Origin of the sequence: Amycolatopsis rifamycinica, from assembly GCF_000695625.1 — a bacterium.
Lineage (GTDB): Bacteria > Actinomycetota > Actinomycetes > Mycobacteriales > Pseudonocardiaceae > Amycolatopsis > Amycolatopsis rifamycinica.
On the sequence record NZ_JMQI01000051.1, the window covers coordinates 52,189 to 78,858 of the forward strand.

At 72.8% G+C, this 26,670-nt stretch carries 23 protein-coding genes and 1 pseudogene; 15 read left to right on the plus strand and 9 right to left on the minus strand.

Annotated elements, in window-relative coordinates; all coding sequences use genetic code 11:
- The first annotated feature begins 97 nt into the window (after positions 1-97).
- From DV20_RS24270 to mshC, 3 genes are all read left to right on the plus strand, one after another.
- Positions 98-1,495: an ATP-binding protein gene (locus DV20_RS24270; RefSeq protein ID WP_043784063.1), complete on the plus strand. Its 1,398-nt coding sequence runs from the start codon at positions 98-100 to the stop codon at positions 1,493-1,495.
- A complete protein-coding gene (locus tag DV20_RS24275) occupies positions 1,492-3,453 on the plus strand; it encodes a vWA domain-containing protein (RefSeq protein ID WP_043784065.1) in 1,962 nt (653 codons plus the stop codon). The genes DV20_RS24270 and DV20_RS24275 overlap by 4 nt, the downstream gene beginning before the upstream one ends.
- Positions 3,454-3,592: 139 nt before the next feature.
- Positions 3,593-4,831, plus strand: a complete 1,239-nt coding sequence (gene mshC / locus DV20_RS24280; protein WP_043784066.1) for a cysteine--1-D-myo-inosityl 2-amino-2-deoxy-alpha-D-glucopyranoside ligase — start codon at positions 3,593-3,595, stop codon at positions 4,829-4,831.
- Between the two features lie 51 nt (positions 4,832-4,882).
- On the opposite strand, the gene DV20_RS24285 is transcribed toward mshC, so the two are convergent.
- Both DV20_RS24285 and DV20_RS24290 read right to left on the minus strand, forming a co-directional pair.
- Positions 4,883-6,514 carry an ABC-F family ATP-binding cassette domain-containing protein gene (locus DV20_RS24285; RefSeq protein ID WP_043784068.1) on the minus strand — a complete coding sequence of 544 codons (1,632 nt, stop codon included), beginning with the start codon at positions 6,512-6,514 and terminating at the stop codon, positions 4,883-4,885.
- A gap of 155 nt (positions 6,515-6,669) precedes the next feature.
- A complete protein-coding gene (locus DV20_RS24290) occupies positions 6,670-7,146 on the minus strand; it encodes a MarR family winged helix-turn-helix transcriptional regulator (protein WP_043784070.1) in 477 nt (158 codons plus the stop codon).
- Between the two features lie 146 nt (positions 7,147-7,292).
- Between DV20_RS24290 and DV20_RS24295 the strand changes: the two genes are divergently transcribed.
- Together DV20_RS24295 and DV20_RS24300 are read left to right on the plus strand one after the other, a co-directional pair.
- A complete protein-coding gene (locus DV20_RS24295) occupies positions 7,293-7,880 on the plus strand; it encodes an ArsR/SmtB family transcription factor (RefSeq protein WP_043784072.1) in 588 nt (195 codons plus the stop codon).
- Positions 7,877-9,115: an MFS transporter gene (locus DV20_RS24300; RefSeq protein WP_043784073.1), complete on the plus strand. Its 1,239-nt coding sequence runs from the start codon at positions 7,877-7,879 to the stop codon at positions 9,113-9,115. The genes DV20_RS24295 and DV20_RS24300 overlap by 4 nt, the downstream gene beginning before the upstream one ends.
- On the opposite strand, the gene DV20_RS24305 is transcribed toward DV20_RS24300, so the two are convergent.
- On the minus strand, positions 9,019-10,392 hold the full coding sequence (locus DV20_RS24305; RefSeq protein ID WP_043784075.1) for a serine hydrolase: 1,374 nt from the start codon (positions 10,390-10,392) through the stop codon (positions 9,019-9,021). The genes DV20_RS24300 and DV20_RS24305 overlap by 97 nt on opposite strands.
- On the minus strand, positions 10,389-10,661 hold the full coding sequence (locus DV20_RS24310; RefSeq protein ID WP_043784076.1) for a hypothetical protein: 273 nt from the start codon (positions 10,659-10,661) through the stop codon (positions 10,389-10,391). The genes DV20_RS24305 and DV20_RS24310 overlap by 4 nt, the downstream gene beginning before the upstream one ends.
- 124 nt (positions 10,662-10,785) lie before the next feature.
- Between DV20_RS24310 and DV20_RS24315 the strand changes: the two genes are divergently transcribed.
- Positions 10,786-11,775 (plus strand): GbsR/MarR family transcriptional regulator, encoded by a 990-nt coding sequence (locus DV20_RS24315; protein WP_051736105.1) that lies wholly within the window; start codon positions 10,786-10,788, stop codon positions 11,773-11,775.
- Positions 11,739-12,572, plus strand: a complete 834-nt coding sequence (locus tag DV20_RS24320) for a metallophosphoesterase family protein (RefSeq protein WP_043784078.1) — start codon at positions 11,739-11,741, stop codon at positions 12,570-12,572. The genes DV20_RS24315 and DV20_RS24320 overlap by 37 nt, the downstream gene beginning before the upstream one ends.
- On the opposite strand, the gene DV20_RS24325 is transcribed toward DV20_RS24320, so the two are convergent.
- Entirely contained in the window at positions 12,567-13,112 is a 546-nt protein-coding gene (locus DV20_RS24325; protein ID WP_043784079.1) for a CGNR zinc finger domain-containing protein, read from the minus strand. The genes DV20_RS24320 and DV20_RS24325 overlap by 6 nt on opposite strands.
- Before the next feature lie 37 nt (positions 13,113-13,149).
- Here DV20_RS24325 and DV20_RS24330 point away from each other — a divergent pair, with 37 nt between their 5' ends.
- Complete coding sequence (locus tag DV20_RS24330; RefSeq protein ID WP_235190936.1) at positions 13,150-14,085, plus strand: phosphotriesterase family protein; 936 nt, start codon at positions 13,150-13,152, stop codon at positions 14,083-14,085.
- 4 nt (positions 14,086-14,089) lie between these two features.
- Here the strand turns inward: DV20_RS24330 and DV20_RS24335 are convergent, their stop codons facing one another.
- On the minus strand, positions 14,090-14,995 hold the full coding sequence (locus DV20_RS24335) for a PAC2 family protein (protein ID WP_043784081.1): 906 nt from the start codon (positions 14,993-14,995) through the stop codon (positions 14,090-14,092).
- 38 nt (positions 14,996-15,033) lie between these two features.
- Here DV20_RS24335 and metH point away from each other — a divergent pair.
- The 6 genes and pseudogenes from metH to hisG all read left to right on the plus strand — a co-directional run bounded on the left by metH (position 15,034) and on the right by hisG (position 22,525).
- Positions 15,034-18,579, plus strand: a pseudogene (gene metH, locus DV20_RS24345) (methionine synthase).
- Between the two features lie 43 nt (positions 18,580-18,622).
- Complete coding sequence (locus DV20_RS24355; RefSeq protein ID WP_235190940.1) at positions 18,623-19,258, plus strand: HAD family hydrolase; 636 nt, start codon at positions 18,623-18,625, stop codon at positions 19,256-19,258.
- A gap of 56 nt (positions 19,259-19,314) precedes the next feature.
- Positions 19,315-20,775, plus strand: a complete 1,461-nt coding sequence (locus DV20_RS24360; protein WP_043784090.1) for an AlkA N-terminal domain-containing protein — start codon at positions 19,315-19,317, stop codon at positions 20,773-20,775.
- Between the two features lie 17 nt (positions 20,776-20,792).
- Complete coding sequence (locus DV20_RS24365) at positions 20,793-21,278, plus strand: methylated-DNA--[protein]-cysteine S-methyltransferase (protein ID WP_043784091.1); 486 nt, start codon at positions 20,793-20,795, stop codon at positions 21,276-21,278.
- A 102-nt stretch (positions 21,279-21,380) separates the two neighbouring features.
- Positions 21,381-21,644, plus strand: a complete 264-nt coding sequence (locus tag DV20_RS24370) for a phosphoribosyl-ATP diphosphatase (RefSeq protein ID WP_043784093.1) — start codon at positions 21,381-21,383, stop codon at positions 21,642-21,644.
- 35 nt (positions 21,645-21,679) lie between these two features.
- The gene (hisG, locus tag DV20_RS24375; RefSeq protein WP_043784094.1) at positions 21,680-22,525 is read left to right on the plus strand and encodes an ATP phosphoribosyltransferase; all 846 of its coding nucleotides are present in this window, start codon (positions 21,680-21,682) and stop codon (positions 22,523-22,525) included.
- A gap of 42 nt (positions 22,526-22,567) precedes the next feature.
- Here the strand turns inward: hisG and DV20_RS24380 are convergent, their stop codons facing one another.
- From DV20_RS24380 to DV20_RS24390, 3 genes are all read right to left on the minus strand, one after another.
- Positions 22,568-23,506: a ParA family protein gene (locus DV20_RS24380; RefSeq protein WP_043784095.1), complete on the minus strand. Its 939-nt coding sequence runs from the start codon at positions 23,504-23,506 to the stop codon at positions 22,568-22,570.
- Between the two features lie 64 nt (positions 23,507-23,570).
- Positions 23,571-24,362 carry a thioesterase family protein gene (locus DV20_RS24385; RefSeq protein WP_043784096.1) on the minus strand — a complete coding sequence of 264 codons (792 nt, stop codon included), beginning with the start codon at positions 24,360-24,362 and terminating at the stop codon, positions 23,571-23,573.
- Positions 24,362-25,261 carry a RecB family exonuclease gene (locus tag DV20_RS24390; RefSeq protein WP_043784098.1) on the minus strand — a complete coding sequence of 300 codons (900 nt, stop codon included), beginning with the start codon at positions 25,259-25,261 and terminating at the stop codon, positions 24,362-24,364. The genes DV20_RS24385 and DV20_RS24390 overlap by 1 nt, the downstream gene beginning before the upstream one ends.
- Before the next feature lie 223 nt (positions 25,262-25,484).
- Here DV20_RS24390 and DV20_RS24395 point away from each other — a divergent pair, with 223 nt between their 5' ends.
- Positions 25,485-26,636: a site-2 protease family protein gene (locus DV20_RS24395; RefSeq protein ID WP_051736103.1), complete on the plus strand. Its 1,152-nt coding sequence runs from the start codon at positions 25,485-25,487 to the stop codon at positions 26,634-26,636.
- Positions 26,637-26,670 lie beyond the last annotated feature (34 nt).

Here is a 26,670-nt window from a genome sequence, read left to right on the forward strand (position 1 = left end):
GCCCTATTTTACCGGCTCGGCCGCGATGCCCGGTGCGCGCCCACGCTGGAGCCGCTCCACATCGACGGGCCGCCGATCCGGCAGTAGCGTCGAGGAGGTGAACGCTGTTCCAGACGCTCTTCCCCGCACCGCCGGGGCCCTGCGCGCGGCCGGGTACGAACCGCGCCCGATCGCCCGAGAGATCCACGACAACCTGCTGACCGCCCTCAAGAACGGCGAAGACGCGTGGCCCGGCATCGTCGGGTTCTCCCGCACCGTGCTGCCGCAGCTCGAACGCGCGCTGCTGGCCGGCCACGACGTCGTCCTGCTCGGCGAACGCGGCCAGGGCAAGACCCGCCTGCTGCGCACCCTGGCCGGCCTGCTCGACGAGTGGACGCCCGTCATCGAAGGTGCGGAGCTGGGCGAACACCCGCTGCAGCCGATCACGCCCGCGTCGATCCGGCGCGCCGCCGAACTCGGCGACGACCTGCCGGTGGCCTGGCGCCACCGCTCCGAGCGCTACACCGAGAAGCTCGCCACGCCGGACACCTCCGTCGGCGACCTGATCGGCGACGTCGACCCGGTCAAGGTCGCCGAAGGCCGCAGCCTCGGCGACCCGGAGACGATCCACTTCGGTCTCGTCCCGCGCGCCCACCGCGGCATCGTCGCCATCAACGAGCTGCCCGACCTCGCCGAGCGCATCCAGGTCGCGCTGCTCAACGTGATGGAGGAGCGCGACATCCAGGTCCGCGGCTACACCCTGCGGCTGCCGCTGGACGTCCTGCTCGTCGCCACCGCGAACCCCGAGGACTACACCAACCGCGGCCGGATCATCACCCCGCTGAAGGACCGCTTCGGCGCCGAGATCCGCACCCACTACCCCCTCGACGTCGAGGCCGAGGTCGCCGTCGTCCGGCAGGAGGCGAACCTGGTCGCCGAAGTCGGTGAGCCGCTGCTGGAAGTCCTCGCCCGGTTCGTCCGGAACCTCCGCGAATCCACGGTGATCGACCAGCGCTCCGGCGTCTCGGCGCGGTTCGCCGTCGCCGCGGCGGAGACCGTGGCGGCCGCGGCCCTGCGGCGCTCGGCGCTGACCGGGGAGGAGCCCGCCGTGGCGCGCCCGGTCGACCTCGACGCCGTCCCGGCGGTGCTGCGCGGCAAGATCGAGTTCGAGCCCGGCGAAGAAGGCCGCGAGGTCGAGCACCTCGTGCACCTGCTGCGCCTGGCGATCGCCGAGACCGCGCGCGACCGGTTCGCCGGCCTCGACCTGCGCCCCCTGGCCGACGCGGTGGGCGAAGGCCACCTGGTCTCCACCGGCGAGCGCGTGCCGGGCAAGGACGTCCTCGAAGCCCTGCCGGAGCTGCCGGTGCTGCACGAGGTCGCCCGGCGCGCCGGGGTCGCCGCCGACGAGCCCGCCGGGCGGATCGCGGCCGCCGTCGAACTGGCCCTCGAATCGCTGTTCCTGTCGCGAAGGCTCGCCAAGGACTCCGACGACACGACGACCGTCTACGGCCGATGACCGCGGTCCCGCTCCCCGACGGCTACTCCTACGGCCCGTGGCACGACGGGCCGGACCCGCTGGCACCGCCGGCCGACCTGCGTGACGCGCTCGACGAGATCGGCCGCGACGTCATGGCCGGCGCTTCCCCGCGGGCCGCGCTGGAAGAGATGCTGCGGCGCGGCACGAACCGCACCGCCGGTCTCGACGAGCTGACCCGGCGGCTGTGGCAGCGCCGCTCCCGGATCCAGCGGCGCAACCGGCTCGACGGCACCCTGCAGGAGGTCCAGCGGCTCCTGCAGGAGGCCCTCGACGCCGAACGCCGCGAGCTGTTCCCGGACCCGGACGACGACGCCCGCTTCCGGGAGGCCCAGCTCGACGCGCTGCCACCGGGCACGGCCGCGGCCGTCAACGAGCTGGCGAACTACGACTGGCGGTCCGAACAGGGCCGGGAGAACTACCAGCAGATCCGGGACCTGCTCGGTCAGGAGCTGATGGAATCCCGGTTCCAGGGCATGAAGCAGGCCCTGCAGAACGCCGGTCCCGAGGACGTCGAGCGGATCAACGAGATGCTCGGCGACCTCAACGACCTGCTCGAAGCGCACGCTCGCGGCGCCGAGGACATCCAGCAGCGCTTCGAAGACTTCATGGGCAAGCACGGCGAGTTCTTCCCGGAGAACCCGCGGAACGTCGAGGAGCTGATCGACGCGCTGGCCGAGCGGTCGGCGGCCGCGCAGCGGATGCTCAACTCGATGTCGGCCGAGCAGCGCGCCGAACTCGCCGAGCTGACCCAACAGGCCTTCGGCGACCCGCGCCTGGCGCAGCAGCTGTCCCGGTTGGACGGTCAGCTGCGGGCGGCCCGGCCGGGCGAGGACTGGACCGGTTCGGCCCGCTTCCGCGGCAACAACCCGTTGGGCATGGGCGAAGGCGCCCAGGCCATGGCCGACCTCGCCGAGCTGGACGCGCTGGCCGAGCAGCTCGGCCAGTCGTACCCCGGCGCGCGGCTGGAGGACATCGACCTGGAGGCGCTCGAGCGCCAGCTCGGCAAGGACGCGGGCGTCGACGCCCGCCGGCTGGCCGAACTGGAGCGCGAGCTGCGCCGCCAGGGCCTGTTCGAACGGGCCGCCGACGGCTCGCTCCGGTTGTCGCCCAAGGCGTTGCGGCGCCTCGGCGAGACGGCGCTGTCCGACATCGTGAACGCCCTGCGCGGCAAGACCGGCGAGCGCGAGACCGAATCGGCGGGCGCCGCCGGCGAACCGACCGGCGCGTCGCGGCCGTGGCGGTTCGGGGACATGCAGCCCTGGGACGTGCCGCGGACCATCCGCAACGCCGTGCTGCGGTCGGTTTCGGTGGGGGAGCGGAAGGTGCGCCTCGACGTCGAGGACGTCGAAGTGGTCGAGACCGAGCACCGCACCCGCGCGGCGGTCGCGCTGCTGGTCGACACGTCGTGGTCGATGGTTCAGGAAGGGCGCTGGCTGCCGATGAAGCGCACGGCGCTCGCGCTGCACCAGCTGATCAGCACCCGCTTCCGCAACGACGCCCTGCAGCTGATCACGTTCGGCCGCTACGCGCAGTCGGTGGAGCTGCCGGAACTGGTCGGCCTGGAGGGCGCCTGGGAGCAGGGCACCAACGCCCACCACGGGCTGCTGCTCGCCGGGCAGCACCTGCGGCGGCACCCGGACGCCCAGCCGGTGGTCCTGATGGTCACCGACGGCGAGCCGACGGCCCACCTGGAACCCGACGGCGAGGCGGTCTTCGACTACCCGCCGCAGCCCCGGACGCTGCTCAAGACGCTGTCCGAAGTGGACCGGCTGGCCAAGCTGGGCGCGTCGATCTCGGTGTTCCGCCTGGGCGACGACCCGCGGCTGACGTCGTTCGTCGACCTGATCGCCCGCCGCTCGGGCGGCCGGGTGATCGCCCCGGACCTCGACGGCCTGGGCGCCGCGGTGGTGGGCGACTACCTGCGCACCCGCCGGTGACCCGGAGCGGCGCTCACCCGGCCGGGTGAGCGCCGCTCAGCCGGCGGCGTGGCCGGTGCGGGCCGTCGAAACGTACGCGCGGGTACGGCTCGTCCCACCGGTCGGGAAGGCCCGAGCCACCAGCCCTTACAGTCGAGGTATGCAGACTTGGTCATCGGTCGACGTGCCCCGCATCCCCGGCACCCCCCGCCCGCTGCGGCTCCACGACACGGCCACCGGGCAGATCCGCCCGACCGCGCCCGGCGCCACCGCCCGGATGTACGTCTGCGGCATCACGCCCTACGACGCGACGCATCTGGGGCACGCCGCGACGTACCTCGCCTTCGACCTGGTGAACCGCGTCTGGCGGGACAACGGGCACGACGTCCACTACGTGCAGAACGTCACCGACATCGACGAGCCGCTGCTGGAGCGGGCCGCGCGCGACCAGGACGACTGGGTCGTGCTGGGCATGCGGGAGACGGCGCTGTTCCGCGAGGACATGACCGCGCTGCGGGTCCTCCCGCCGAAGCAGTTCGTCGGCGCGGTGGAGAGCATCCCGGAGATCGTCGAGGTCATCGCGAAACTGCTGGCCAACGGGGCCGCGTACCGGGCAGACGACCCGGAGTTCCCCGACGTCTACTTCGACCACTCCGCGACCGGCAAATTCGGTTATGAGTCGAACTACGACGAGCCGACCATGCGGAAGTTCTTCGCCGAGCGCGGCGGCGACCCCGACCGCGCCGGCAAGCGCCACCCGCTGGACGCGCTGCTCTGGCGCGTGGCCCGCGAGGGCGAGCCGTCGTGGGAGTCCGAGCTCGGCGCGGGCCGGCCGGGCTGGCACATCGAGTGCAGCGCGATCGCGGTCAACCGGCTGGGCCTCGGCTTCGACCTGCAGGGCGGCGGCTCGGACCTGATCTTCCCGCACCACGAGTACAGCGCCGCCCACGCCGAAGCCGTCGCCAAGGACGGTCCGTTCGCCCGCCACTACGTGCACGCCGGCATGATCGGTCTCGACGGCGAGAAGATGTCGAAGTCGCGGGGCAACCTCGTGTTCGTCTCGCGGCTGCGGGCCGACCAGGTCGACCCGGGCGCGATCCGGCTGGCGCTGTTCGCCGGCCACTACCGCGAAGACCGCCCCTGGACGGCCCAGCTGCTGGCCGACGCCGAAGCCCGGCTCGCGCGCTGGCGGGAAGCCGTCTCGCTGTCCACCGGACCGGTGGCGGAGGACACCGTCACGCGGCTGCGCGACCACCTGTCCGACGACCTCGACACGCCGAAGGCCCTGGCGGCGATCGACGCGTGGGCGAACGAGGCCCTGCGCCGCGACGGCACCGACCCGACGGCGCCGGCCCTGATCCGCGACGCCGTCGACGCGCTCCTCGGCATCGCCCTCTGACGACCGGAAGGGCACTTTCACGGGAAAGTGCCCTTCGGGTCGGATCACGGGCTATGCGGCGACGGGAGCACCGTCGGCCAGCTCCAGGCGGGCGCCGGACCAGTGCCGGCGCAGCCAGCGGTCGTGGGAGGCGATGACGACCGCGCCCGGCGCCGTCTCCAGGGCCGCGAACAGCTCCTCCGCCAGGGTCAGCGAAATGTGGTTCGTCGGCTCGTCGAGCAGGAGCACGTCCGGCGGGTCGGCCAGCAGGATCGCCAGCGCCAGCCGCCGCCGCTGCCCCACGGAGAGGGCCCCGACCGGCTGCCGCAGGTCGCGGGAAGCCAGCAGGCCGAGCCCGCTCAGCGGGGGAGCGTCCTCGCCGAGCGCGTCCCGGTACACCCGGGCCGCCGTGCGCTCCGGGGAAGGGAACGCCACGTCCTGCTCCAGCAGGCCGACTCGCACACCGGGTCCGAAATGGACGGTTCCGGCCGTGGGCGCGAGCCGTCCGGCCAGCACCGACAGCAGCGTTGACTTCCCGGCGCCGTTCCCGCCGGTGACGAGCAACCGGGCCGAACCGCCGATGTCGAGCCGCGGCAGCGTGAGCCGTCCCTGGACCTCCAGTGCCCGCACCGAGATCGCCGGTCCGTCGCCCGTGGCGCGGCCGGTGAGCTCGGCCCGGAACCGCAGGGGCGCCGGCGGTTTGCGCACCTGGTCGCGTTCCAGGTTCTCCAGGCGCTGCTCGGCGTCGCGCACCCGCCGCGAGATCGTCTTCTGGACACGGGCGCCCTTGAACGCGTGGATGAACTTGTCGTTGTCGCGGGGACCGCGGCCGTAGGCGACGTTGCGCGCGGTGACCGCGACGGTTTCCCGCAGCTCCTTCAGTTCCTCCTGTTCCTCGGCGTAACGCTGCTCCCACCGTGCCCGCTCGGCCTTCTTGTGGCCGAGGTAGCCGGTGTAGCTGCCGCCGTAGCGGACCGCGCCGCCGGCCTGCCGGTCGGCGGCGGCCGGGTCGAGGTCGACGATGTCGGTGCAGACGGCGTCGAGGAACACCCGGTCGTGCGAGGACAGCACCACGATCCCGGTCAGCTCGGTGAGGTGGCGTTCCAGGAACTCCATCGCCGCGTCGTCGAGGTGGTTGGTCGGCTCGTCGAGCAGCAGTGTCCCGGGCTGCCGGATCAGCAGCGCGGCCAGGCCGAGCCGCGAGCGCTGCCCGCCCGACAGCGTGCCGAGCCGCCGGTGGAGTTCGACGCCGCCGAGGCCGAGCCCGTCGCAGACGAGCTTCGCGCGGCGGTCGGCGTCCCAGAGGTCGTGGGCCTGGGCCCATTCCAGCACCCGGCCGTACTCCTCGAGCACCTCGGCGTCGTCGGGCCGGTCGGTCATCGCCGCGGTCAGCTCGTCGAGCCGGGCCGCGGCGGCCCGGATCTCGGCGAGCGCGTCGTCGATGACGTCGGCGAAGGTCGCCTCCATGGGATGGGGCAGTTCCTGCAGCAGGAACCCGACGTCCGGGCCGCGCCGGACCTCGCCGGAGCGGGGTTCTTCGAGCCCGGCGAGCAGGCGCAGCAGGGTGGACTTGCCGGTGCCGTTCTCGCCGACCAGGCCGAGCCGCTGCCCGGCCGACGCGGTCAGCGAGACGCCGTCGAGGACGACGCGGGTGCCGTAGCCGAAGACGACGTCCTTGGCCTGCAACGGAAAAACGGGAGACATGTGCGATCACCGAGCCCTGGGGAAGAAAGCGGGTATCCCAGCCGGGCGTCGTGGCACGCGGGAGCGTCGGCTCGACCGGGTGCCGCCTCAAGCGGGATGGGCGCGGTTCAGTTCCTCATAGTGGAACCAGGTTAACGCAACAGCTGTAGAGTTAGTCAACCGGTTATGACCTGGGTCACATCGGGAAGCGTGTGAGTCGACCGTTCGGCCGCCGCCGTCCCGTCGGTGAGGAACTCGAGCAGCGCCGTCAGCTGGCGGCGGTCGAAGCGGGCGAGGCGCTCGCCGACGAACCGGGCCATCGGCGCGTACAGCTCGGCGAGCTCGGCCATCCGGTCGGGCAGCGGCCGTACGACGAGCCGGCGACGGTCCGCAGGGGCGGGGGCCCGCTCGGCGAGCCGGTGCCGTTCCATCCGGTCGAGCAGCCGGGTGAACGCGCCCGTGCTCATCCCGAGCAGCCGGGCGAGCTCGGACGGGGAGTCGCTGACGCCGCCGTGGAGCAGGTGCAGGCAGTGCAGCTCGGTCGGGGTGACGCCCATCCGCTCGGCGACCGCCGCGTGGAAGAGCGCGGTCGAACCCACGAACCGGGGGACGGCGAGAGCGGCGGCGGTGGCGAGTTCGCGCTGGTCGGGCAAGGTCCATCCAAGGCTCTGTGACGACGCAGTCACTGCTCCGGGCAGTCGCTGCGTCGCAAACGATAGTGGATGCGGTTGACAAACCCGCGAGCGGGACCAACTATGAAAGAAGACTTTCAAAAGAATTCTTTCAGATGGGACGATCGATGGCCGAGCTGCCGCCGCGCAAGCGGATCGAAGACGTCGAGCTGCTGCGCGCGCTGGCCCACCCCCTGCGGTCCGCGCTGCTGAACCACCTGACGGCCGTCGGCCCGCGCACCGCGAGCGAGTGCGCCGAAGCGGTCGGGTCGACCGCGTCCAACTGCAGCTGGCACCTGCGCCAGCTCGCGCAGTACGGCCTGGTCGAGCGGGCCGAGGGGGAGGACGGTCGCGAACGGCCGTGGCGCGCCCGCCAGGTCGGCCTCGAGATGGGGGAGCTGGCCGACGACCCGGCCCGCCGGGCCGCCCAGCTGGGCGTGGTCGGTGCGCAGCTGACCCACGAGCAGGAGCTCACCCAGCGGTACCTGGACTCCCTCGACGGCCTCGACCCGGCCTGGCGCGCCGCGACCGGGCTGTCGGCCTACGCCCTGCGCGTGACCCCGGAGGAGCTGACGCGGCTGACCGAAGAGATCGACGCGCTGCTCCGCCCGTACGTCGGCGCCATCCGGGGCGACGCCCCCGCCGGTGCGCGCTCGGTCCACGTCGGCCTGCGCGCGTTCCCGCGCATCGAACACTCGGGGAAGGCGGAGGAATGAAACAGCTGCTGGGGGTGCCGGCGTTCGCGCGGCTGTGGGTGGCCGCGTTCTTCGGCGAGACGGCCGAGTGGATGCTGCAGGTCGCGTTGCCGATCTACGTCTTCCAGCGCACCGGCTCCGCCGCGACGACGGCGCTGAGCATCGTGCTCGGCCTGCTGCCCGCGGTGCTGCTGAGCCCGGTGGCCGGCGTCGTCGCCGACCGCTGGAACCGCCGCGCGGTGTTGTTCGGCGTCTGTTGCGGGCTCGCCGTGGTGGCGCTCCCGCTGCTGGCCGAGCCCGGCGTCCCCGTGGTGTACGCGGTGATGGCCGCCCAGGCGGCGCTCGCGTCGGTGTTCGAGCCGGCGCGCAACGCGCTCGTCCCGGAGCTGGTCGGCGTCGCGGACGTCACGGCGGCGAACGGGCTGATGAGCGTGAACGGCAGCGTCGCGCGCCTGGCCGGTGGCTGGGCGGGCGGCGCCCTGCTCGGCTTCGGCGGGCTCGCCGACGTCATCACCGGCTACCTGGCCATCCTCGCGGTGGCCGCGGCGCTGCTGGCCAAGCCGTTCCGCCGGGTCGCCGCCCCGGCGCCGGCGTCCGCGCGGGAACCGGTGGTGCGGGCCTGGCTCGACGGCCTGCGCGAGCTGACCCGCAACCGGCGCCTGCGGCGCACCGGGCTCGCCCTGGTGGGCACGGCGCTGGCGCAGGGCATGTTCCTGGTGCTGTTCGTGGTCTACGTCCTGGACGTGCTCGGCGGCAGCGAAGCCGACGCCGGCCTGCTGCGGGGCGTGCAGGCGCTCGGCGGGCTGGCCGCCGGCTTCGCACTGGCCACGGTGGCGCGGCGGGTCGCGCCGGCCGCCCTGCTCGGCTGGGGCGCCCTCACCCTCGGCCTCCTGTCCGCGGTGATCTGGAACCTCTCGCTGGTCACCACCGCGTTGGGCGTGTACGTCGGGCTGTTCGTCGTGGCCGGCGCACCGGGCGTGGTGGCCGGCGCCGGGGTGCTGTCGGAGATCCAGAGCGCGGTCGCGCCCGAGCGCGCCGGCCGGGTGCTGAGCACGGCGTTCGCCGTCGTGGCGACCGGCACGACGGCCGGCGCGCTGCTGGCGGGCACGCTCGTCGCCACGACCGGGCCCGCCGTGCTGCTGAACGTCCAGGCCGGCGTCTACGTCCTCGCCGGGCTCGTGATGCTGCTCCCGCGCCGGGGGTGCACCCGGCAGTTGGTGTGGAGGTACCGGGCGGCCCCGTCGGCGAAGTCGTAGATCGCGACCGTCTGCGTGTCTTCGAGGGGGTCGTCCGAGGGCATCAGGAACTGCGTCGGGCTCACCGGCAGCAGGTCGTACCGCAGGCGGCCGGGTCTGCCGAGGAACTCCGCCTGCATCGGGTCGAGGTCCAGCGTCAGGTGCAGCGTGCCGCCGTCGGCGGAGACCTCGTACCGGGTGCCCGGCCGCTCGTACACACCCTCGTACCTCGGCAGGTCGAGCGGCAGAGCGGGATCCGGCTTCGGCAGTTCCTGGGCGGTGCCCAGGATTTCGCGGAACACCCTGCGCGCGAAGCTTTCGCGCGGTCCGCCGTTGGTCAGCACGACCACCGCGGTGTCCGAGTCCGGCAGGATCCGCAGCCGGGCGTTCTGGCCGATCGTGCTGCCGTCGGAGGCGTACACGGTTTCGCCGTTCCAGTCACCGGCGATGAGGCCGAGCGCCCAGTCCGGCCCGAACATGAAGGGATCCGGGATCGGCACGCGCGACCGCGTCATCTCGCGGACGCCGGCCGCCGACACGATCCGCCTGCCGCCGGGCGCGATCCCCGCGTCGAGCAGCACGTGCGCCAGCGTGAGCACGTCCCGGACGGTCGACGTGATGCCGCCGCCGGGGCCGAACGCCCGGGGCAGGTGGTCGATCGGGGTGACGATCGGGCCTTCGGCGGGGGACCGGATCAGGTGCCCGGTCGCGGCGCGGGTCCGGTCCACCCGGCCGGGACGGCTGTTCGTGCTCGTCAGGCCCAGGGGCGTGAAGAGCCGGTCGCGCATGACGTCGTCCCAGCCCTCCCCGTCGAGGACCTCCATGATCCGGGCGAGGATCGCGTAGCCCAGCGCCGCGCTGTAGCCGTGGGTGTGGCCCAGCGGGAAGACCTGGGGTGCGTCGGCGATGTTCGCGACCATGCGCTCGTGGACGTCGTCGTCTTCGCCGGGGTCGCCGTAGGCCTCTTCGATGCCGTTGGTGTGGTTGAGCAGGTGCCGCGCGGTGACCTTCGCGGTCGTCTCCGGATCGGCCACCGCGAACTCCGGGAGGTAGGTCCGGATCGGCGCGTCCAGGTCGGCCTTGCCCTCGTCGACCAGTTGCAGGAAGGCCAGGGCGGTCCACGTCTTCGTCAGGGAACCGCACTGGTAGACGGTGTCCGTGGTCGCCGGCTCGCCGGTTTCGACGTTCTTGACGCCGACGGCGAACTCGGTGATCTTCCCGTCGCGGAGCACGCCGACGGCCGCGCTCGGGATGCCGTACTCGGCCAGCAGCGCCGTGACGCGCTCCTGGAGCGTCATCGGGCGAGCCCGACCGCGTTGGCGGCGTCCGCCTCGAAGTACTCCGTCGTGGCGTGGGCGCCGGCGTGGGCCTCGAAGAACTCCCGGACGGCGTCGGCGGAGCCGTGGGCGATGACGTTGACCGCCCGGGTGCCGTCCCGGCTCGCGATCGCCAGCTTCCATACCGCGCCCGCGGGAAGCCGGCCGTGGGCCTTCTTCAAGCCGTTCCAGAACTTGCTCTCGTCCGTGACAGCCGAGATGGCCAGCACGTGCGCCTGCTCTTTCCTCATGCGGAAAAGCTACGTTGCGTTTTCAACGCATTCAACGAACTCAGGTGCATAATACCTGGTAGAGGCGCACATCGTTGCGTCGATTCTGACCGTGAACGCAACGAGCCGTTGCACTGGAATGTCGATGAACGCACCCGTGGGCCGGCTGACGCTCGACGACCGCCGCCGCATCGCGGGCTGGCTCGCCGACGGGCTCGGGTACGCCGAGATCGGACGGCGGCTCGGCCGCCCGACGTCCACGATCAGCCGGGAGGTGGCCCGCAACAGCGGGTCGGGCGAGTACCGGCCCGGCCACGCGCAGGAGGCCGCCGTCCGCCGCGCCCGGCGACGCCGTCCGCCGGGGACCCCCGAGCGGCCCACCGGCGTGGTGCGCGGGTTCGTCGACGAGTTCGCGGCTCTCCTCGCCGCGACCGGCCTGCCCCGGATGACCGCCCGCGTGTTCGTCTGCCTGCTGACCGCCGACGCCGCCGGGCTGACCGCGGCCGACCTGGTGGCCCTGCTGCAGGTGAGCCCGGCGTCGGTGTCCAAGTCCATCGGCGCCCTGGAGAGCATGGAACTGGTCGGGCGCCGGCCGGATCCGGGCGGGCGCCGCGAGCGCTACACGATCGACGACGAAGTCTGGTTGCGGGCGTGGCAGGCCGACACCGGCGCCCACGGCCGGATCGCGGCCGTCGCGCGGCGGGGCGTCGGGATCTTCGGGCCGGACACGACCGCCGGCCGCAGGCTCGCGAGCATGGGCCGGTTCTTCGGTCAGCTCAGCGAGCAGATGGGCGGCAGCACCCTGGCCGAGGCGGCCGGGTACGACGCCCTGACCGTGGTCGCCGCCCTAGTGCACGCCGGCCGGCCGATCACCGTGGACGAGCTGGCCACCGCCCTCGGCTGGCCCTCGCGGCGGGCGGCGGCCGCCCTCGACGTGATCCGGAGCCGTCCGGCCGTCGCCGACCCCCTGGAACTGTCCGGAACCGGGTCCGGGCCGATCTCCGTCACGGCGCGGCCGGACCGCCTGAGCCCGGCCCAGCGCGAAGCGATCCGCAGGTTTCGCGAAGCTTCCCCGGCCGCGGTGGTTACGGTGGAGGGGTGCCGCACCTCTTCGCCACCAGCGACCTCCACGTGACCCACGAGGGCAACGGCCCCATCCTCGACGCGGTCGTCCCGGAAACCCCCGAAGACTGGCTGCTCGTCGCCGGCGACGTCGCCGAGCTCGCCGAAGCCACCATCGGAACGCTGAAGACCCTGCGCAGCCGGTTCGCGAAGGTTGTCTGGGTGCCGGGCAACCACGAGCTGTGGACCACGAAGAACGACGCCTGCCAGCTGCGCGGCCAGGCCCGGTACGAGTACCTCGTCGAGCAGTGCCGCGAAATCGGCGTCCTGACGCCGGAGGACGAGTTCCCGGTGTGGCGGCACGGTCCGCGGCCGCTGACGATCGCGCCGCTGTTCCTGCTCTACGACTACAGCTGGCGGACCCCGCAGGCGGCGGGCAAGCCCCTGGAGGAGGCCCTGCGCCAGGCCCGCGAGGCCGGCGTGGTCTGCACGGACGAGTACTTCCTGCACCCGGACCCGTACCCGAGCCGGCAGGCGTGGTGCGCGGACCGGCTGAAGATCAGCACCGAACGCCTCGACGCGATCCCCGCGGACCACGGCACGATCCTGATGTCGCACTGGCCGCTGCACCGCCACCCGACGGCGCCGCTGTACTGGCCGGAGTTCGCGCTGTGGTGCGGCACGACGAAGACCGAGGACTGGCACCTCCGCTACCGCGCGGAGGTCGCCGTCTACGGGCACCTGCACATCCCGCGCAGCACCGAGGCCGACGGCGTCCGGTTCGAAGAGGTTTCGCTGGGTTACCCGCGCGAGTGGCGGAAGCGGGCGCGGGGTGCGGTGCCGATGCGCCGGATCCTGTGGCCGTCATGAGTCCCCGCGCCGCCGCTCCCTGAGCGCGCGGACCCGGCCGCGGCTGGCGCAGGCGGGGGACGGACACCACCGCCGCCGTCCGCCGGGGTCGGCGAAGACCCCGCGGCAGTCCTGCTCGGGACACGCTCGCAGGTCGTGCCGCAGGGGACCGGTGAGCCAGTCGGCGGCTTGGTGCGCCAGCCGGGCGAAGGCGGCCGCCGCGGTCGGTGGGGCGCTCCGGTGCAGGCGGTCGAGCGCGGCCAGGCGCATCGGCTCCGGTTCGAGAAACGCCATGAGCGCCCGAACCTGCTCCGCCCGGGGCACGCTGCCGTCGACCGCGCCCAGCGCCAGGGGCCGCAGCGTCTCGCGCAGTGCGTGGGCCCGGTCCAGGTCGGCGTCCGTGACCGGCGCGAGCGGGGTCAGCTCGGCGCGGGCCAGCCAGTCGCGCAGCCGCGCCGGCGTCGGCAGGCGCTCGATCGGCTGGGGCCCGAAGTGGCGGCCGCGGGTGGCCAGGAGGTTCAGCCAGGGTGCGCCCATGTCGAGGCGGAAGTCTTCGGACACCTCGCCATCGTAACGGGTGAGTCGTTACACTGGGACCGTGACTGGGGAACCCGAGGTCCGCACGGTGCTGGGCGACATCGATCCGGCCGAACTGGGCGTGACGAACGCGCACGACCACCTCTTCTTCGCCTCGCAGCTGCTGCCGGGCCAAGAGCTCGACGACCCGGTCGCCGCCGCCCACACCCTCCTCGACTTCCGGACGCGGGGCGGCTCGGCCCTCGTCCAGTGGACGCCCTACGGCCTGACCCGGCGCACCCGCGAGCTCGCCCGGATGTCGGCGGAGATCGGCGTGCACGTGGTCGCGGCCACCGGCCTGCACCGGGAGGAGCACTACAGCCCGGTGATCCTCGGCCGCGTCATCGACGGTCTGGTGGAGGAGTTCGTCGCCGACCTGACCGAGGGCACCCAGCCCGCCGACCTGCCCGACGAGCCGCGGACCGGCCCGCGCGCCGGGCTGGTCAAGGTGGCGGGCGCCTTCCACACGATCGATTCCCACGCCCGGCTGACGATGACCGCCGCCGCGGTCGCCCACCAGGAGACCGGCGCACCGATCGCCGTGCACCTCGAACTCGGCACCGCGGGGCTGGAGACGGTCGAACTGCTCTGCGAAAAGCTCGATGTGCCACCCGGAAAGGTGATTCTCGGGCACCTGAACCGGAACCCGGACCCGGCACTGCAGCGGCAGATCGCCGAGACCGGCGTGTTCCTCGGCTTCGACGGCCCGTCGCGGGCCAACCACGCCACCGACTGGCGGCTCTTCGACGGCCTCGAAGCGCTCGTCGAGGCCGGGCACGGCGGGCAGATCCTGCTCGGTGGCGACACCACGACCGCCGCCGCCCGCGCCCAGCCGGGCGCGTCCTACCTGCTCACCACGCTCGCGCCCCGGCTGACCGAGCTGCTCGGCGGCGACGTCGTCACAGCCATGCTGGTGGCGAACCCCGCGCGGGCGTTCGCCACCAGCTGGCTGAAGTAACGCCTCAGCGCAGGCCGAAGCCCTCCTGGCCGCCGCCACGGCCGCGGCGGCGCAGGTAGCGCTCGAACTCCGCGGCGATCTTGTCGCCGCTGACGTCCTGCTCCGCGACCTCGCTCTGGGCGTCGCCGCGCTCTTCGAGGCCGCGGACGTACTCGCTGATCTCCTCGTCCTCGTCGGCCATCTCGCTGACCGTCCGCTGCCACTCCTCGGACTGCTCCGGCAGCGCGCCGAGGGGGATCTCGACGTCGAGGATGTCCTCCAGCTTGTGGAGCAGGGCCAGCGTCGCCTTCGGGGACGGCGGGTGGGACACGTAGTGCGGGACCGCGGCCCAGATCGACACGGCCGGGATGCCCGCCTGCACGCAGTAGTCCTGCAGGATGCCGACGATGCCGGTCGGGCCCTGGTAGTTGTTCAGGTCCAGCCCGTACAGGGACGCGGTGTCCTTGTCGTACGCCGTACCGGTGACCGGGACCGGGCGGGTGTGCGCGGTGTCGGCCAGCAGCGCCCCCAGCGTCACCACGGTCGCGACGTCGAGCTGCTGGATGTGCTCCAGCAGCTCCGCGCAGAACGCGCGCCAGCGCATGTTGGGCTCCGGGCCCTGGACGAGGACCACGTCGCGGTCGAACCCGTCGGGGCGGCACACCGACAGCCGCGTCGTCGGCCAGTCCACCCGGCGAGTGACGCCGTCCACCATCCGGACGGTCGGGCGGCTGACCTGGAAGTCGTAGTAGTCGTCGGGCTCCAGCTCCGCCAGCGGAGTGGCGTCCCAGTTCAGCTGCAGGTGCTCGACCGCCCGGCTGGCCGCGTCACCTGCGTCGTTCCAGCCTTCGAAGGCGACGACCATCAACGGTCGGGTGGGTTCGGGGCGGCCGCCGGGCGGCCGCGGGGTCTCGTCGACGGGCTCACTCACCGGACCAGCCTACGACCACCGGCCTTAGGCTGTTCAGCATGTCCGAACGCCTGTCGTCGCCGTTCCTCGATGCCCTGCGTTCGCGCGTCCTGGTGGCCGACGGCGCGATGGGCACCGCCCTGCAGGCCCACGACCTGAGCCTGGACGACTTCGGCGGCCTCGAGGGCTGCAACGAGATCCTCAACGTCACCCGGCCGGACGTGGTCCGCTCGGTGCACCGCGGGTACCTGGAGGCGGGCGCGGACGCCGTCGAGACGAACACTTTCGGGGCCAATTTCGCCAACTTCGCCGAGTACGGCATCACCGGGCGGATCTTCGAGCTCGCCGAGGCCGGCGCGCGGCTGGCCCGCGAGACCGCCGACGAGTTCCGCGACGCCGGACCGCCCGCGGTTCGTGCTCGGCTCGATCGGGCCGGGCACCAAGCTCCCGACACTCGGCCACGTGCCGTTCACCACGCTGCGTGACGCCTACCGCGAGGAGGTCCGGGGCCTGCTGGCCGGCGGCGTGGACGCGGTGATCGTCGAAACCACCCAGGACATCCTCCAGACGAAGGCGTCGATCATCGGCGCGAAGCGGGCGATGGCCGCCGAAGGCCGGCACGTGCCGATCCTCGCGTCGATCACCGTCGAAACCACCGGCACCATGCTGCTCGGCACCGAGGTCGGCGCGGCGCTGGCCGCGCTGGAGCCGCTCGGCATCGACGTCATCGGGCTCAACTGCGCCACCGGCCCGGCCGAGATGAGCGAGCACCTGCGGCAGCTGGCCAAGCACGCCCGGGTGCCGTTGTCGGTGCTGCCCAACGCCGGCCTGCCGGAGCTGGGGCCGGACGGCGCGGTGTACCCGCTCGGCCCGGAAGCCCTGGTCGAGGCGCTGACCGGGTTCGTCCGCGAGTTCGGCGTCGGGCTCGTCGGCGGCTGCTGCGGCACCACCGACGAGCACATCCGGCAGCTCGCCGCGGCCGTCGCCGGGACGAAGCCGGTGCCCCGGCGCCCGCGGCCCGAGCCGGGTGTGTCGTCGCTGTACCAGGCGGTGCCGTTCAAGCAGGACGCCAGCGTGCTGATGATCGGCGAGCGGACCAACGCCAACGGCTCGAAGGCCTTCCGCACCGCCATGCTGGAGGGCCGCTGGGACGACTGCGTCGAAATCGCCCGCGAGCAGACCCGCGACGGCGCCCACCTGCTCGACCTGTGCGTCGACTACGTCGGCCGCGACGGCACCGCGGACATGGCCGAGCTGGCCGGGCGCCTGGCCACGGCCTCGACCCTGCCGATCATGCTCGACTCCACCGAGGTCGCCGTCCTGCGTGCCGGGCTGGAGCGGCTCGGCGGCCGCTGCGCGGTCAACTCCGTCAACTACGAGGACGGCGACGGCCCGGAGTCCCGGTTCACCCAGGTCATGGAGCTGGTCCGGGAGTACGGCGCCGCCGTCGTCGCGCTGACCATCGACGAAGAGGGGCAAGCTCGCACCGCCGCGAAGAAGGCCGACATCGCGACCCGGCTCATCGAGGACATCACCGGGAACTGGGGGCTGCGCACCTCCGACGTCATCGTCGACGCGCTGACCTTCACCATCGCCACCGGCCAGGAGGAATCGCGCCGCGACGGCATCGAAACGATCGAAGCCATCCGCGAGATCAAGCGCCGCCACCCCGAGGTGCAGACCACCCTGGGCCTGTCGAACATCTCCTTCGGCCTCAACCCGGCCGCGCGGCAGGTGCTCAACTCCGTGTTCCTGCACGAGTGCGTCCAGGCCGGGCTCGACACCGCCATCGTGCACGCGTCCAAGATCTTGCCGATGGCCCGCATCCCGGACGAGCAGCGCGCGGTGGCCCTCGACCTGATCCACGACCGCCGTCGCGAGGGCTACGACCCGCTGCAGGAGCTAATGGCGCTGTTCGAGGGTGTCAGCGCGGCGTCGTCCCAGGCGTCGCGCGCCGAGGAGCTGGCCGCCCTGCCGCTGTTCGAACGCCTCGAACGCCGGATCGTCGACGGCGAACGCAACGGCCTCACCGACGACCTCGACGCGGCCCTGGCGCAGCGGCCGGCCCTGCAGATCATCAACGACACGCTGCTGTCCGGCATGAAGACCGTCGGCGAGCTGTTCGGCTCCGGGCAGATGCAGCTGCCGTTCGTGCTGCAGTCGGCCGAGGTGATGAAGGCCGCCGTCGCCCACCTCGAGCCGCACCTGGAATCCGGCGACGACTCCGGCAAGGGCCGGATCGTGCTGGCCACCGTCCGCGGCGACGTCCACGACATCGGCAAGAACCTCGTCGACATCATCCTCTCCAACAACGGCTACGAGGTCGTCAACCTCGGCATCAAGCAGCCCATCACGACCATCCTCGACGCGGCCGAGGAACACGGCGCCGACGCGATCGGGATGTCCGGGCTGCTGGTCAAGTCGACGGTGATCATGAAGGAGAACCTCCAGGAGATGAACTCCCGGGGCGTCTCGGCGCGCTGGCCGGTGCTGCTCGGCGGTGCCGCGCTGACCCGGTCCTACGTGGAGAACGACCTCTCCGAGCTCTACCTCGGTGACGTCCGCTACGCGCGGGACGCGTTCGAGGGCCTGCGGCTGATGGACGCGATCATGGCCGCCAAACGCGGCGAATCGCCGCTGGTCGACGCCGACGCGGAGGAAAAGCGCCAGGAGCGCAGGGAGCGCCGCGAACGCTCGCTGCGGATCGCCGAGGCACGCAAAGCCCGCAGGACCGAGGAAGAAGGCCGCTGCCCGCGCGCTCGGACGTCGCCACCGATGTGCCGCTGCCGTCCCCGCCGTTCTGGGGTTCCCGGGTCGTCAAGGGCGTCGCGCTCGCCGACTACGCGGCCATGCTCGACGAACGCGCGACCTTCATGGGCCAGTGGGGGCTCAAGGGTGCCCGCGGCGGCGCCGGGCCGACGTACGAAGAACTGGTCGAGACCGAAGGCCGGCCGCGGCTGCGGTACTGGCTCGACCGGCTGACCGCGGACGGCGTCCTGGCCCACGCGGCCGTCGTCTACGGCTACTTCCCCTGTGTCGCCGAGGGCGACGACCTCGTCGTGCTCACCGAGCCGGAACCGGGTGCGCCGGAGCGGCTGCGCTTCACCTTCCCGCGGCAGCGCCGCGACCGGCGGCTCTGCCTGGCCGACTTCTACCGGCCCCGCGAGTCCGGCGAGGTCGACGTCGTGCCGTTCACGGTGGTCACGATGGGGCAGCCGATCGCCGACTACGCGAACGAGCTGTTCGCGGCCGACGCCTACCGCGACTACCTCGAGGTGCACGGCCTCGGCGTCCAGCTCACCGAGGCGCTGGCCGAGTACTGGCACCGCCGCATCCGGCAGGAGCTCACCTTCCCCGGCGGTGTGGCGGTCGCCTCAGAGGACCCCGACGACGTCGAGGACTTCTTCAAGCTCGGCTACCGTGGAGCGAGGTTCTCCCTGGGCTATGGCGCCTGTCCCGACCTCGAAGACCGGGCCAAGATCGTCGCCCTCCTCGAACCGGGCCGGATCGGCGTCAAGCTGTCCGAGGAGTTCCAGCTGCACCCCGAGCAGTCGACCGACGCGATCGTCTGCCACCACCCGGAAGCGAAGTACTTCAACACCTGAGGGAGATTCCACTGTGGACGGTATCGACGCCGTGTTGTGGGACATGGACGGCACGCTCGTCGATTCCGAAAAGCTGTGGGACATCGCCCTCTACGAGACGGCGGAATGGCTCGGCGGCAAGCTTTCCGAACAGCAGCGGATGACGCTCGTCGGGTCCAACATGGACGACACGTCGGCCTACCTGCTCGAAGTGGTCGGCCTTCCGGTGACCCCCGAAGCGATCGCGTCGACCGGCGCGGAGATCCGCCGCCGCACGGCCGGGCTGTTCGACGACGAGCTGCCGTGGCGCCCCGGCGCCCGCGAAGCCCTGACCGCGGTGCGGGAAGCGGGTTTGCCCTCGGCGCTGGTCACCTCCACCGAGCGCGACTTGACCGAACTCGCCCTGAACACGATCGGGCGGGACTTCTTCGACGTCACCGTGTGCGGCGACGAGGTCGAGGGCCTCAACAAGCCGCACCCGCGCCCGTACCTGAAGGCCGCGGAGCTGCTCGGTGTCGACCCGGCGCGCTGTGTCGCGGTCGAGGACTCGCCGCCGGGCACGGCTTCCGCGGTCGCGGCCGGCTGCACGGTGCTGGTGATCCCGAACGACGTCCCGGTCGAACCGGGGGAGCGGCGGGTGTTCCGCGACTCCCTGGCCGGCATCGACGTGCCCGGCCTGGCGGCCCTGCTCGGCCGGTGACCGCCATGTCGCATTTCCGCTAGCCCCGGGTCGGCGGCGTCCGCGATGCTGACGGGGTGCATGACGACTTCGAACGGTGCGTGCGGGCCGTGCAGGCGAAGGACGCCCGGTTCGACGGGTGGTTCTACACCGCCGTCCTGACGACGAAGATCTACTGCCGGCCCAGCTGCCCGGTGGTGCCGCCCAAGCCGCGGAACATGAGCTTCTACCCGAGCGCCGCGGCCGCCCAGCAGGCCGGCTTCCGCGCCTGCAAGCGCTGCCGCCCCGACGCCAGCCCCGGCTCGCCGCGGTGGAACGAGCGCGCCGACCTGGTGGCCCGGGCGATGCGGCTGATCGCCGACGGCGTCGTCGACACCGAAGGCGTCCGCGGCCTGGCCGCCCGGCTCGGCTACAGCGTCCGGCAGGTCGAACGGCAGGTGTTCGCCGAACTCGGCGCCGGCCCGCTGTCCCTGGCCCGGGCCCAGCGCGCACAGACCGCGCGGATCCTGATCGAGACGACCACGCTGCCGATGACCGAGCTGGCCCTGGCCGCCGGGTTCGGCAGCATCCGGGCGTTCAACGACACCGTCCGCGAGGTGTTCGCCCTCTCGCCGACGGAGCTGCGGCAGCGCGCGAAGGGCCGGCCCTCGGCGGCCGGGGCGCTCGTCCTGCGGCTGCCGTACCGGAAGCCGCTGTGCCCGGACAACCTCTTCGGGCACCTCGTGGCGACCGGCGTGCCGGGCGTGGAGGAGTGGCGGGACGGCGCCTACCGCCGGACGCTGCGGCTGCCGCACGGCCACGGCGTCGTCGCGCTGCGGCCCGAAGACGGGCACATCGCCTGCCGGCTCACCCTGGCCGACCTCCGGGACCTGCCCGCCGCCACCAGCCGGTGCCGCCGGCTGCTGGACCTCGACGCCGACCCGGTCGCCGTCGACGAACAGCTCGCCACCGACCCGCTGCTCGCGCCGCTGGTCGCGGCGGCGCCCGGCCGCCGGGTCCCGCGCACGGCCGACGGCGCCGAGTTCGCCGTGCGGGCCGTGCTGGGCCAGCAGGTCTCGACGGCGGCGGCCCGGACCCACGCGGCCCGGCTCGTCGTCGCCCACGGCGAGCCGGTCGAGGACCCCGAAGGCGGCCTGACCCACCTGTTCCCGTCGCCCGAGGCCCTCGCTTCGCTGGACCCCGAGACGCTGGCCATGCCGCGCAGCCGCCGTCGCACGTTGCTCGGGCTGGTGTCGGCGTTGACTGACGGCCTCGACTTGAGCGCGGGCAGCGACTGGGAGGCGGCGAGGGCCGCCCTGAACGCGTTGCCCGGCTTCGGGCCGTGGACGGTCGAGAGCATCGCGATGCGGGCCCTCGGCGACCCGGACGCGTTCCTCCCCACCGACCTCGGCATCAAGTACGCGGCGGAGACCCTCGGCTTGGGTGGCCAGGCCGCCGTCGTCGCCCGTTCCGCGGCCTGGCGCCCCTGGCGCGCCTACGCCACCCAGCACCTGTGGGCCACCGGTGACCACGCGATCAACCGGATGCCCGCGGCATGACCCCGACAGGAGAACCCATGCGCACCCACGCCGTTGTCGACAGCCCGTGCGGCCCGTTGACGCTGGTCGCCGAGGGCGACGCGCTCTGCGGCCTCTACATGGTCGACCAGCGCCACCGCCCGCACGAGCTGACCTTCGGCTCGCCCGACCCGGGTGCGGAGATCTTCGACCGCGCCGAAACCGAGCTGAAGGAGTACTTCGCCGGGCAGCGCCACGAGTTCGAGGTGCCGCTGGCCTTCGTGGGCACGCCGTTCCAGCGGGCGGTGTGGGGTCGGCTGCGCGAGATCCCGTACGGCACGACGATCTCCTACGGGCAGCTGGCGGACCGGCTGGGCAACCCCGCGGCGTCGCGTGCCGTGGGCCTGGCCAACGGCAAGAACCCGATCGGCATCATCGTCCCGTGCCACCGGGTGGTCGGCTCGAACGGCTCGCTCACCGGCTACGGCGGCGGCCTCGAGCGCAAGCGGTACCTGCTGGACTTCGAGCAGGGCGCACTGTTCTGATCCCAGCTCGTGGGAAGCGACGTCCCCGTGCGTGTGAGATGGGTGGCATCCGCGGCGGGGCGAGGCGGCACCGCGGGGTCCGAGATGGAAGGATTCCGAACCGTGAAGACCTTCGATGAGCTGTTCGCGGAGCTTGCCGAGCGCGCGCGTACCCGTCCTGACGGGTCCGGCACCGTCGCCGCCCTCGACGCCGGGGTGCACGCCCAGGGCAAGAAGGTGCTGGAGGAAGCGGGCGAGGTGTGGATCGCCGCCGAGCACGAGTCCGACGAGCGCCTCGCCGAGGAGATCTCCCAGCTGCTGTACCGGGTGCAGGTGCTGATGCTCGGCCGCGGCCTGTCGACCGAGGACGTCTACCGCTACCTGTGACGGGTGGTCCACCGCTGAACGAGGAGAGAAGCGAAATGCTGCGTGTTGCCGTGCCGAACAAGGGAGCCCTCGCCGCCGCGGCGACGGAGATGCTCGGCGAGGCGGGCTACCGCAAGCGGCATGAGCAGCGCGACCTGACGGTGCTGGACCCGGTGAACGAGGTCGAGTTCTTCTTCCTGCGACCCAAGGACATCGCGATCTACGTCGGCTCGGGCGAGCTGGACCTCGGCATCACCGGCCGTGACCTCGCGCTCGACTCCGGCGCCCCGGTCGAGGAGCTCCAGGCGCTCGGCTTCGGCGGTTCGACGTTCCGCTACGCCGCCCCGGCCGGCCGCGATTGGAAGCCGGCGGACCTGAACGGCAAGCGGCTGGCGACGTCGTACCCGCGGCTGGTCCGCGACGACCTCGCCCGCCACGGCGTCGAGGCCGAAGTGATCCGCCTCGACGGCGCGGTGGAGATCTCGATCCAGCTCGGCGTGGCGGACGCGATCGCGGACGTCGTCGAGTCGGGCCGGTCGCTGCGGCAGAACAACCTGGTGGCGTTCGGCGACCCGATCTGCGTGTCGGAAGCCGTGCTGCTGCAGCGTCGCGGCGCCGAGCAGAGCAAGGCGAAGTCGCAGCTGGCCGCGCGCCTGCGCGGGGTCGTGTTCGCGCAGCAGTACATGATGCTGGACTACGACTGCCCGCGGACGCTGGTGGACCGCGCGATCGCGATCACGCCGGGCCTGGAGTCGCCGACGGTGGCCCCGCTGGCCCACGAAGACTGGGTCGCGGTGCGCGCCATGGTGTCCCGCAAGAAGGTCAACCTCGTCATGGACGAGCTCGCCGAGGTCGGCGCGAAGGCGATCCTGGCCTCCGACATCCGCTCCTGCCGCCTCTGACCCCTCCTGAGCGGTGAGGCGGGTTCCGCCCGCCTCACCGCTTCAGGACCGGGGGCGGTGGGGTTTCTTCGGCAGCAGGTCGTAGAGACCCTTGCGGGCGCCGTTGTCGTTGACGTTGCGGGCCACGGCGACTTCGGAGATGAAGTCTTCGAAGACGAACTCCTCGTCGGCCGGGACCACCGCCGGGGCCTGGTTCTGCTCCAGGTAGCTGTCCAGCGTCTCGGCGATCTCGCGGAAAGACAGCGCTTGCAGCGTCTCCGGCGCGTACGTCGTCACCGGGACGCCGTGCGCCGCCGCCTCGTTCATCACCACACCCAGCGGCAGGTGCGACAGCATCGGGATGCCGAAGTCGTACATCTCCTGCAGCGCCGCGGCCGCGTAGTGCGAGATGGGCCGCCGGTACAGGCTCGGCACCAGGCCGAACCAGGACAGCGGCTGCCGCCCCACGGTCTGCTCGACGTACCGGACCTGGTCGGCCAGCAGCCGCAGCGCGCGGATGCTCGTCTTGTCCGGCTGGACCGGCACCAGGATGCCGTGCGAGGCCGCCAGCGCGTTGTTCGTCAGCACGTCCAGCGCCGGCGGGCAGTCGATGACGCAGTGGTCGTAGTTGGCGAACTGGATGACCCGCGCGAGCTGCCAGCCGGGGACGCGGAACGAGTCGAGCCGCCGGATCAGGTCGAACATCCCCGGCGACGTCGGCACGACGTCGAGTGCGCCGCCTTTGCCGAGGTTGCTGCGCGGGTGCGGGACGACGATCTCCTCGATCGGGCCCTTCCACGTCTTGGCCAGCGCCTTCGCCAGGCTCGGCTGGTCCGCGGCCACCTCGGACAGCCCGAGCATCTCGGTCGTCGCGTGGCCCTGCGGGTCGAGGTCGACCAGGAGCACCCGGCGGCCCCGCTCGGCCAGTGCGGCCGCGGTGCCGACGCTCAGTGAGGTCTTCCCGACCCCGCCTTTCTGGTTGACCACCGAGGTGATCTGCATGCCGGAGCGCTCCTCAAGTCGGTCGTTCCGCGAAGGTTATTGGATGCGGGCCCGTTGTGGGTGGCTATCCGCCCCCGGCCTGTCGCGGCCGGACCATCAGCGCCTGCGCGCCGGTGGCCACCGGGCCGTCGCCGTCGTGCAGGATGCTGGTCGCCGTGCCGATGCCGTGCTTGCCGACCAGCGTGACCGCGTCCAGGCCGATCCACTCGCCCGCCGGCACCCGCCGCAGGTGCACGGTGAGCTCCGAGTTGATGAACCACCACTTCCGCGGGTCGAGGTAGTTGGACACGCCATTGCCGGAGTCGGCGACGGCGAACAGCCGCTGCAGGCCGCTCGGTTCCTCGCCGTCGACGAGCGGGACGCGCTGCCGGGCCCACACGGCCGCCGGGCCCGGCACGTCCATGCCGCCGCGCACCGCGCGCCACTCCATCGCGTCGAGGTAGCCGCCCTGCCAGCCCTCCGGCCACGGCGACTCGCCGACGCTGTCCGGGCCGGGCAGCAGGGGACCGGCGTCGGTGCCGGCCTCCGCCGTGTCCGACGTCGCGATGCGCCACGCCGACGCCCGCGCCACGACGCGTTCGGCGCTCGCGAGTTCGGCCTGCAGCAGCTCGACCGACCGGCCGGGCCGCTCGATCCGGGCCCGGACGGCGAGTTCGGCGACCGGTGCGGGGCCGAGGATCTCGACGGTCACCCGCGCGAGTTCCGCCGGGTGGGCGGATTCGACGGTTTCGAGGGCGCGGACGAGCAAGGCCGACGGCGGGCCGAAGTGCTGGGCGTCCGGGGTCCACGGGCCGGCCGTGTGCGCGGTGGCGGTGAACCGGCCGTCGCCGAGCGGGACGTAGAAGGCGTCGGCCATCAGTCGGCCCGGTCCAGGGGCGTCTCGTCGCCCGCGTCGGGCTCCGGCCAGCCGGGGTAGGCGGGTGGTGTGCCGCCGTACTCGGGGCAGTGCGCCTGGTGGTCGCACCAGTTGCACAGCTTGCTCTTGTTCGCCCGGAAGTCACCGGTCTTGCCGGCCTTGAGGATGGCCTGCCAGATGGCTTCGAGGGTGCGCTCGAAGCGCAGCAGCTCGGCTTCGTCGGGCGTGTAGGCGAGCGACTGGCCGTCGGTGAGGTACATCAGCTTCAGCTGGCGCGGGACGATCCCGCGCAGCCGCCACAGGACCACGGCGTAGAACTTCATCTGGAACATCGCCTTGGCCTCGCCGATCTCGCGCGGCGCGGCCCCGGTCTTGTAGTCGACGACCCGGATCTCGCCGGTCGGCGCGACGTCCAGCCGGTCGATGTAGCCGCGCAGCAGGACGCCGGAGCCGAGTTCGATCTCGACGTGCAGCTCGCAGGCCTCGGGTTCGAGCCGCCGCGGGTCTTCCAGCTCGAAGTAGGCGTCCAGGAGCTTTTCCGCGGACCGGAGCCATTCCGCGTGCTCTTCGGGCTTCTCGCCGTCGAACAGCTCGGTCCACTCCGGACGGTCGGCCGAGAGGTCCGTCCACGCCGGGCCGAGCAGCTCCCGCGCCTGCGCGGGGACGCGTTCGGCGGCCGGGAGGGCGAAGAGCCGTTCGAGGACGGAGTGGACGAGCGTGCCGCGCAGCTGGGCCTTGGTCGGGACCTCCGGCAGCCGGTCGACCGCGCGGAACCGGTAGAGCAGCGGGCACTGCTTGAAATCGCTGGCCCGTGACGGCGACAACGCGGGCCGCCGGCGCACCTCGGTGGCGACGGCGGAGGCTGGGGTGTCGGTGGTCACGGTGTCGGCGTCGGGCATGGGCAGAGCGTAACGCCGGGGTCCGACAGTTCCGGCGACCGCAACGCCCACCACCCCGGTACCGAACCGGACGACACGCGTACGGGAACGGACGACACGGCCACCTCCTGTGTCGTCCGTCCAGGTACGCGTGTCGTCCCGCCGGGTACGCGTGTCGTCCGGTCGCGACACCGGTGGGGACCGGATCACCCGGTACCCACACCCGGGGCTCTAGGCTCTGCGCATGGCCGCGACCAGTGAGCAGGGCACCGGGGGGACCCGGCAGGCCGTCCGCTCGGACGGTGGCCTCCTGCTGTTCCGGGTCGCCGGGGTGCCCGTGCTGCTCGCGCCGTCCTGGTGGGTCGGCTCGCTGATCGTCGTCGTGCTGTACGCGCCGCTGGTCGGGCGGCTGCTGCCGGAAGCCTCGGCCACGACGTCGTGGCTGCTGGCCGGCGCCTTCGCGCTGCTGCTGGGCCTGTCCGTGCTGGCGCACGAACTCGGGCACTGCCTGGTCGCGCTGCGGCTGGGGATCCCCGTGCGGCGGCTGCGCCTGTTCCTCCTCGGCGGCCTGTCCGAAGTGGCCCGCACGCCGAAGCGCCCCGGCGACGAAGGCCTGGTCGCCGCGGCCGGGCCCGCCGTGTCGTTGCTGCTCGGCGGCTTCTGCGGCCTGCTGATGTTCGCCGTGCCCCCGGACGGCGCGGTCTGGCTCCTGGTCGCCGAGTGCGCGGTGGCGAACCTCGCCGTCGGCGTCTTCAACCTCCTGCCCGGGCTGCCGCTGGACGGCGGCAGGCTGGTCCGCGCCGGTGTGTGGGCGGTCACCGGGATCCGGGCCAAGGGGACGCGCGCCGCGGTCGCCGGCGGGGCGGTCGTGGCCGCGGGACTGCTGGTCTGGGCCCTGTGGGGCCTGGCGACCGCGAGCCCCGACCGCTGGCTGCGGCTCGGCGTCTGCGTCGTGACGGCGTGGTTCGTCATCCTCGGCGCGCGCTCGGAGCTGGCCGCCGAAGCCCGCCGCACCTGGCCGGAAGGGCTGGTCCTCGGCGAGCTGGTCCGGCCGGTGCTGCAGCTGCCCGCCGAAAGCCCGGTGTCGGACGCGCTGGCCGCGTCGGCCGGCCGCGGCGTGGTCCTGGTCCGCGCCGACGGCGTCGCGGCCGGGCTCCTGGACGAAGGCGCGGCGGAGCGGCTCGCGAGCACCTCCCCGCACGCGCCGGCCGAGTTCGCGGCCGAGCCGATCCGCGCCGAGACCGTGCTCTTGGCGTCGGAACCGGGGGAGGACGTCGTCGAGCGGGTCCGCGAAACCGCCGCGTGGCAGTTCCTCGTGGTCGACGACGAAGGCCGCCCGGCGGGCGTGCTGCGCCGGGACGACCTGCGCGCCGCGCTGAACCGCCGTACCCGCTGAGCCCCCGGCCCGCGCGGCCTGCGAAGATCTGGCG

What these genes read in the sequence shown, in the direction of transcription:
- DV20_RS24385 (WP_043784096.1), bottom strand. Translation starts at nt 24,362, where the DNA reads ATGGCCGACGCCTTCTACGTCCCGCTCGGCGACGGCCGGTTCACCGCC.
- DV20_RS24285 (WP_043784068.1), bottom strand. Translation starts at nt 6,514, where the DNA reads ATGTCTCCCGTTTTTCCGTTGCAGGCCAAGGACGTCGTCTTCGGCTAC.
- DV20_RS24305 (WP_043784075.1), bottom strand. Translation starts at nt 10,392, where the DNA reads ATGACGCTCCAGGAGCGCGTCACGGCGCTGCTGGCCGAGTACGGCATC.
- DV20_RS24300 (WP_043784073.1), top strand. Translation starts at nt 7,877, where the DNA reads ATGAAACAGCTGCTGGGGGTGCCGGCGTTCGCGCGGCTGTGGGTGGCC.
- hisG (WP_043784094.1), top strand. Translation starts at nt 21,680, where the DNA reads ATGCTGCGTGTTGCCGTGCCGAACAAGGGAGCCCTCGCCGCCGCGGCG.
- DV20_RS24380 (WP_043784095.1), bottom strand. Translation starts at nt 23,506, where the DNA reads ATGCAGATCACCTCGGTGGTCAACCAGAAAGGCGGGGTCGGGAAGACC.
- DV20_RS24365 (WP_043784091.1), top strand. Translation starts at nt 20,793, where the DNA reads ATGCGCACCCACGCCGTTGTCGACAGCCCGTGCGGCCCGTTGACGCTG.
- DV20_RS24295 (WP_043784072.1), top strand. Translation starts at nt 7,293, where the DNA reads ATGGCCGAGCTGCCGCCGCGCAAGCGGATCGAAGACGTCGAGCTGCTG.
- DV20_RS24315 (WP_051736105.1), top strand. Translation starts at nt 10,786, where the DNA reads ATGAACGCACCCGTGGGCCGGCTGACGCTCGACGACCGCCGCCGCATC.
- mshC (WP_043784066.1), top strand. Translation starts at nt 3,593, where the DNA reads ATGCAGACTTGGTCATCGGTCGACGTGCCCCGCATCCCCGGCACCCCC.
- DV20_RS24390 (WP_043784098.1), bottom strand. Translation starts at nt 25,261, where the DNA reads ATGCCCGACGCCGACACCGTGACCACCGACACCCCAGCCTCCGCCGTC.
- DV20_RS24355 (WP_235190940.1), top strand. Translation starts at nt 18,623, where the DNA reads ATGGACGGCACGCTCGTCGATTCCGAAAAGCTGTGGGACATCGCCCTC.
- DV20_RS24275 (WP_043784065.1), top strand. Translation starts at nt 1,492, where the DNA reads ATGACCGCGGTCCCGCTCCCCGACGGCTACTCCTACGGCCCGTGGCAC.
- DV20_RS24395 (WP_051736103.1), top strand. Translation starts at nt 25,485, where the DNA reads ATGGCCGCGACCAGTGAGCAGGGCACCGGGGGGACCCGGCAGGCCGTC.
- DV20_RS24310 (WP_043784076.1), bottom strand. Translation starts at nt 10,661, where the DNA reads ATGAGGAAAGAGCAGGCGCACGTGCTGGCCATCTCGGCTGTCACGGAC.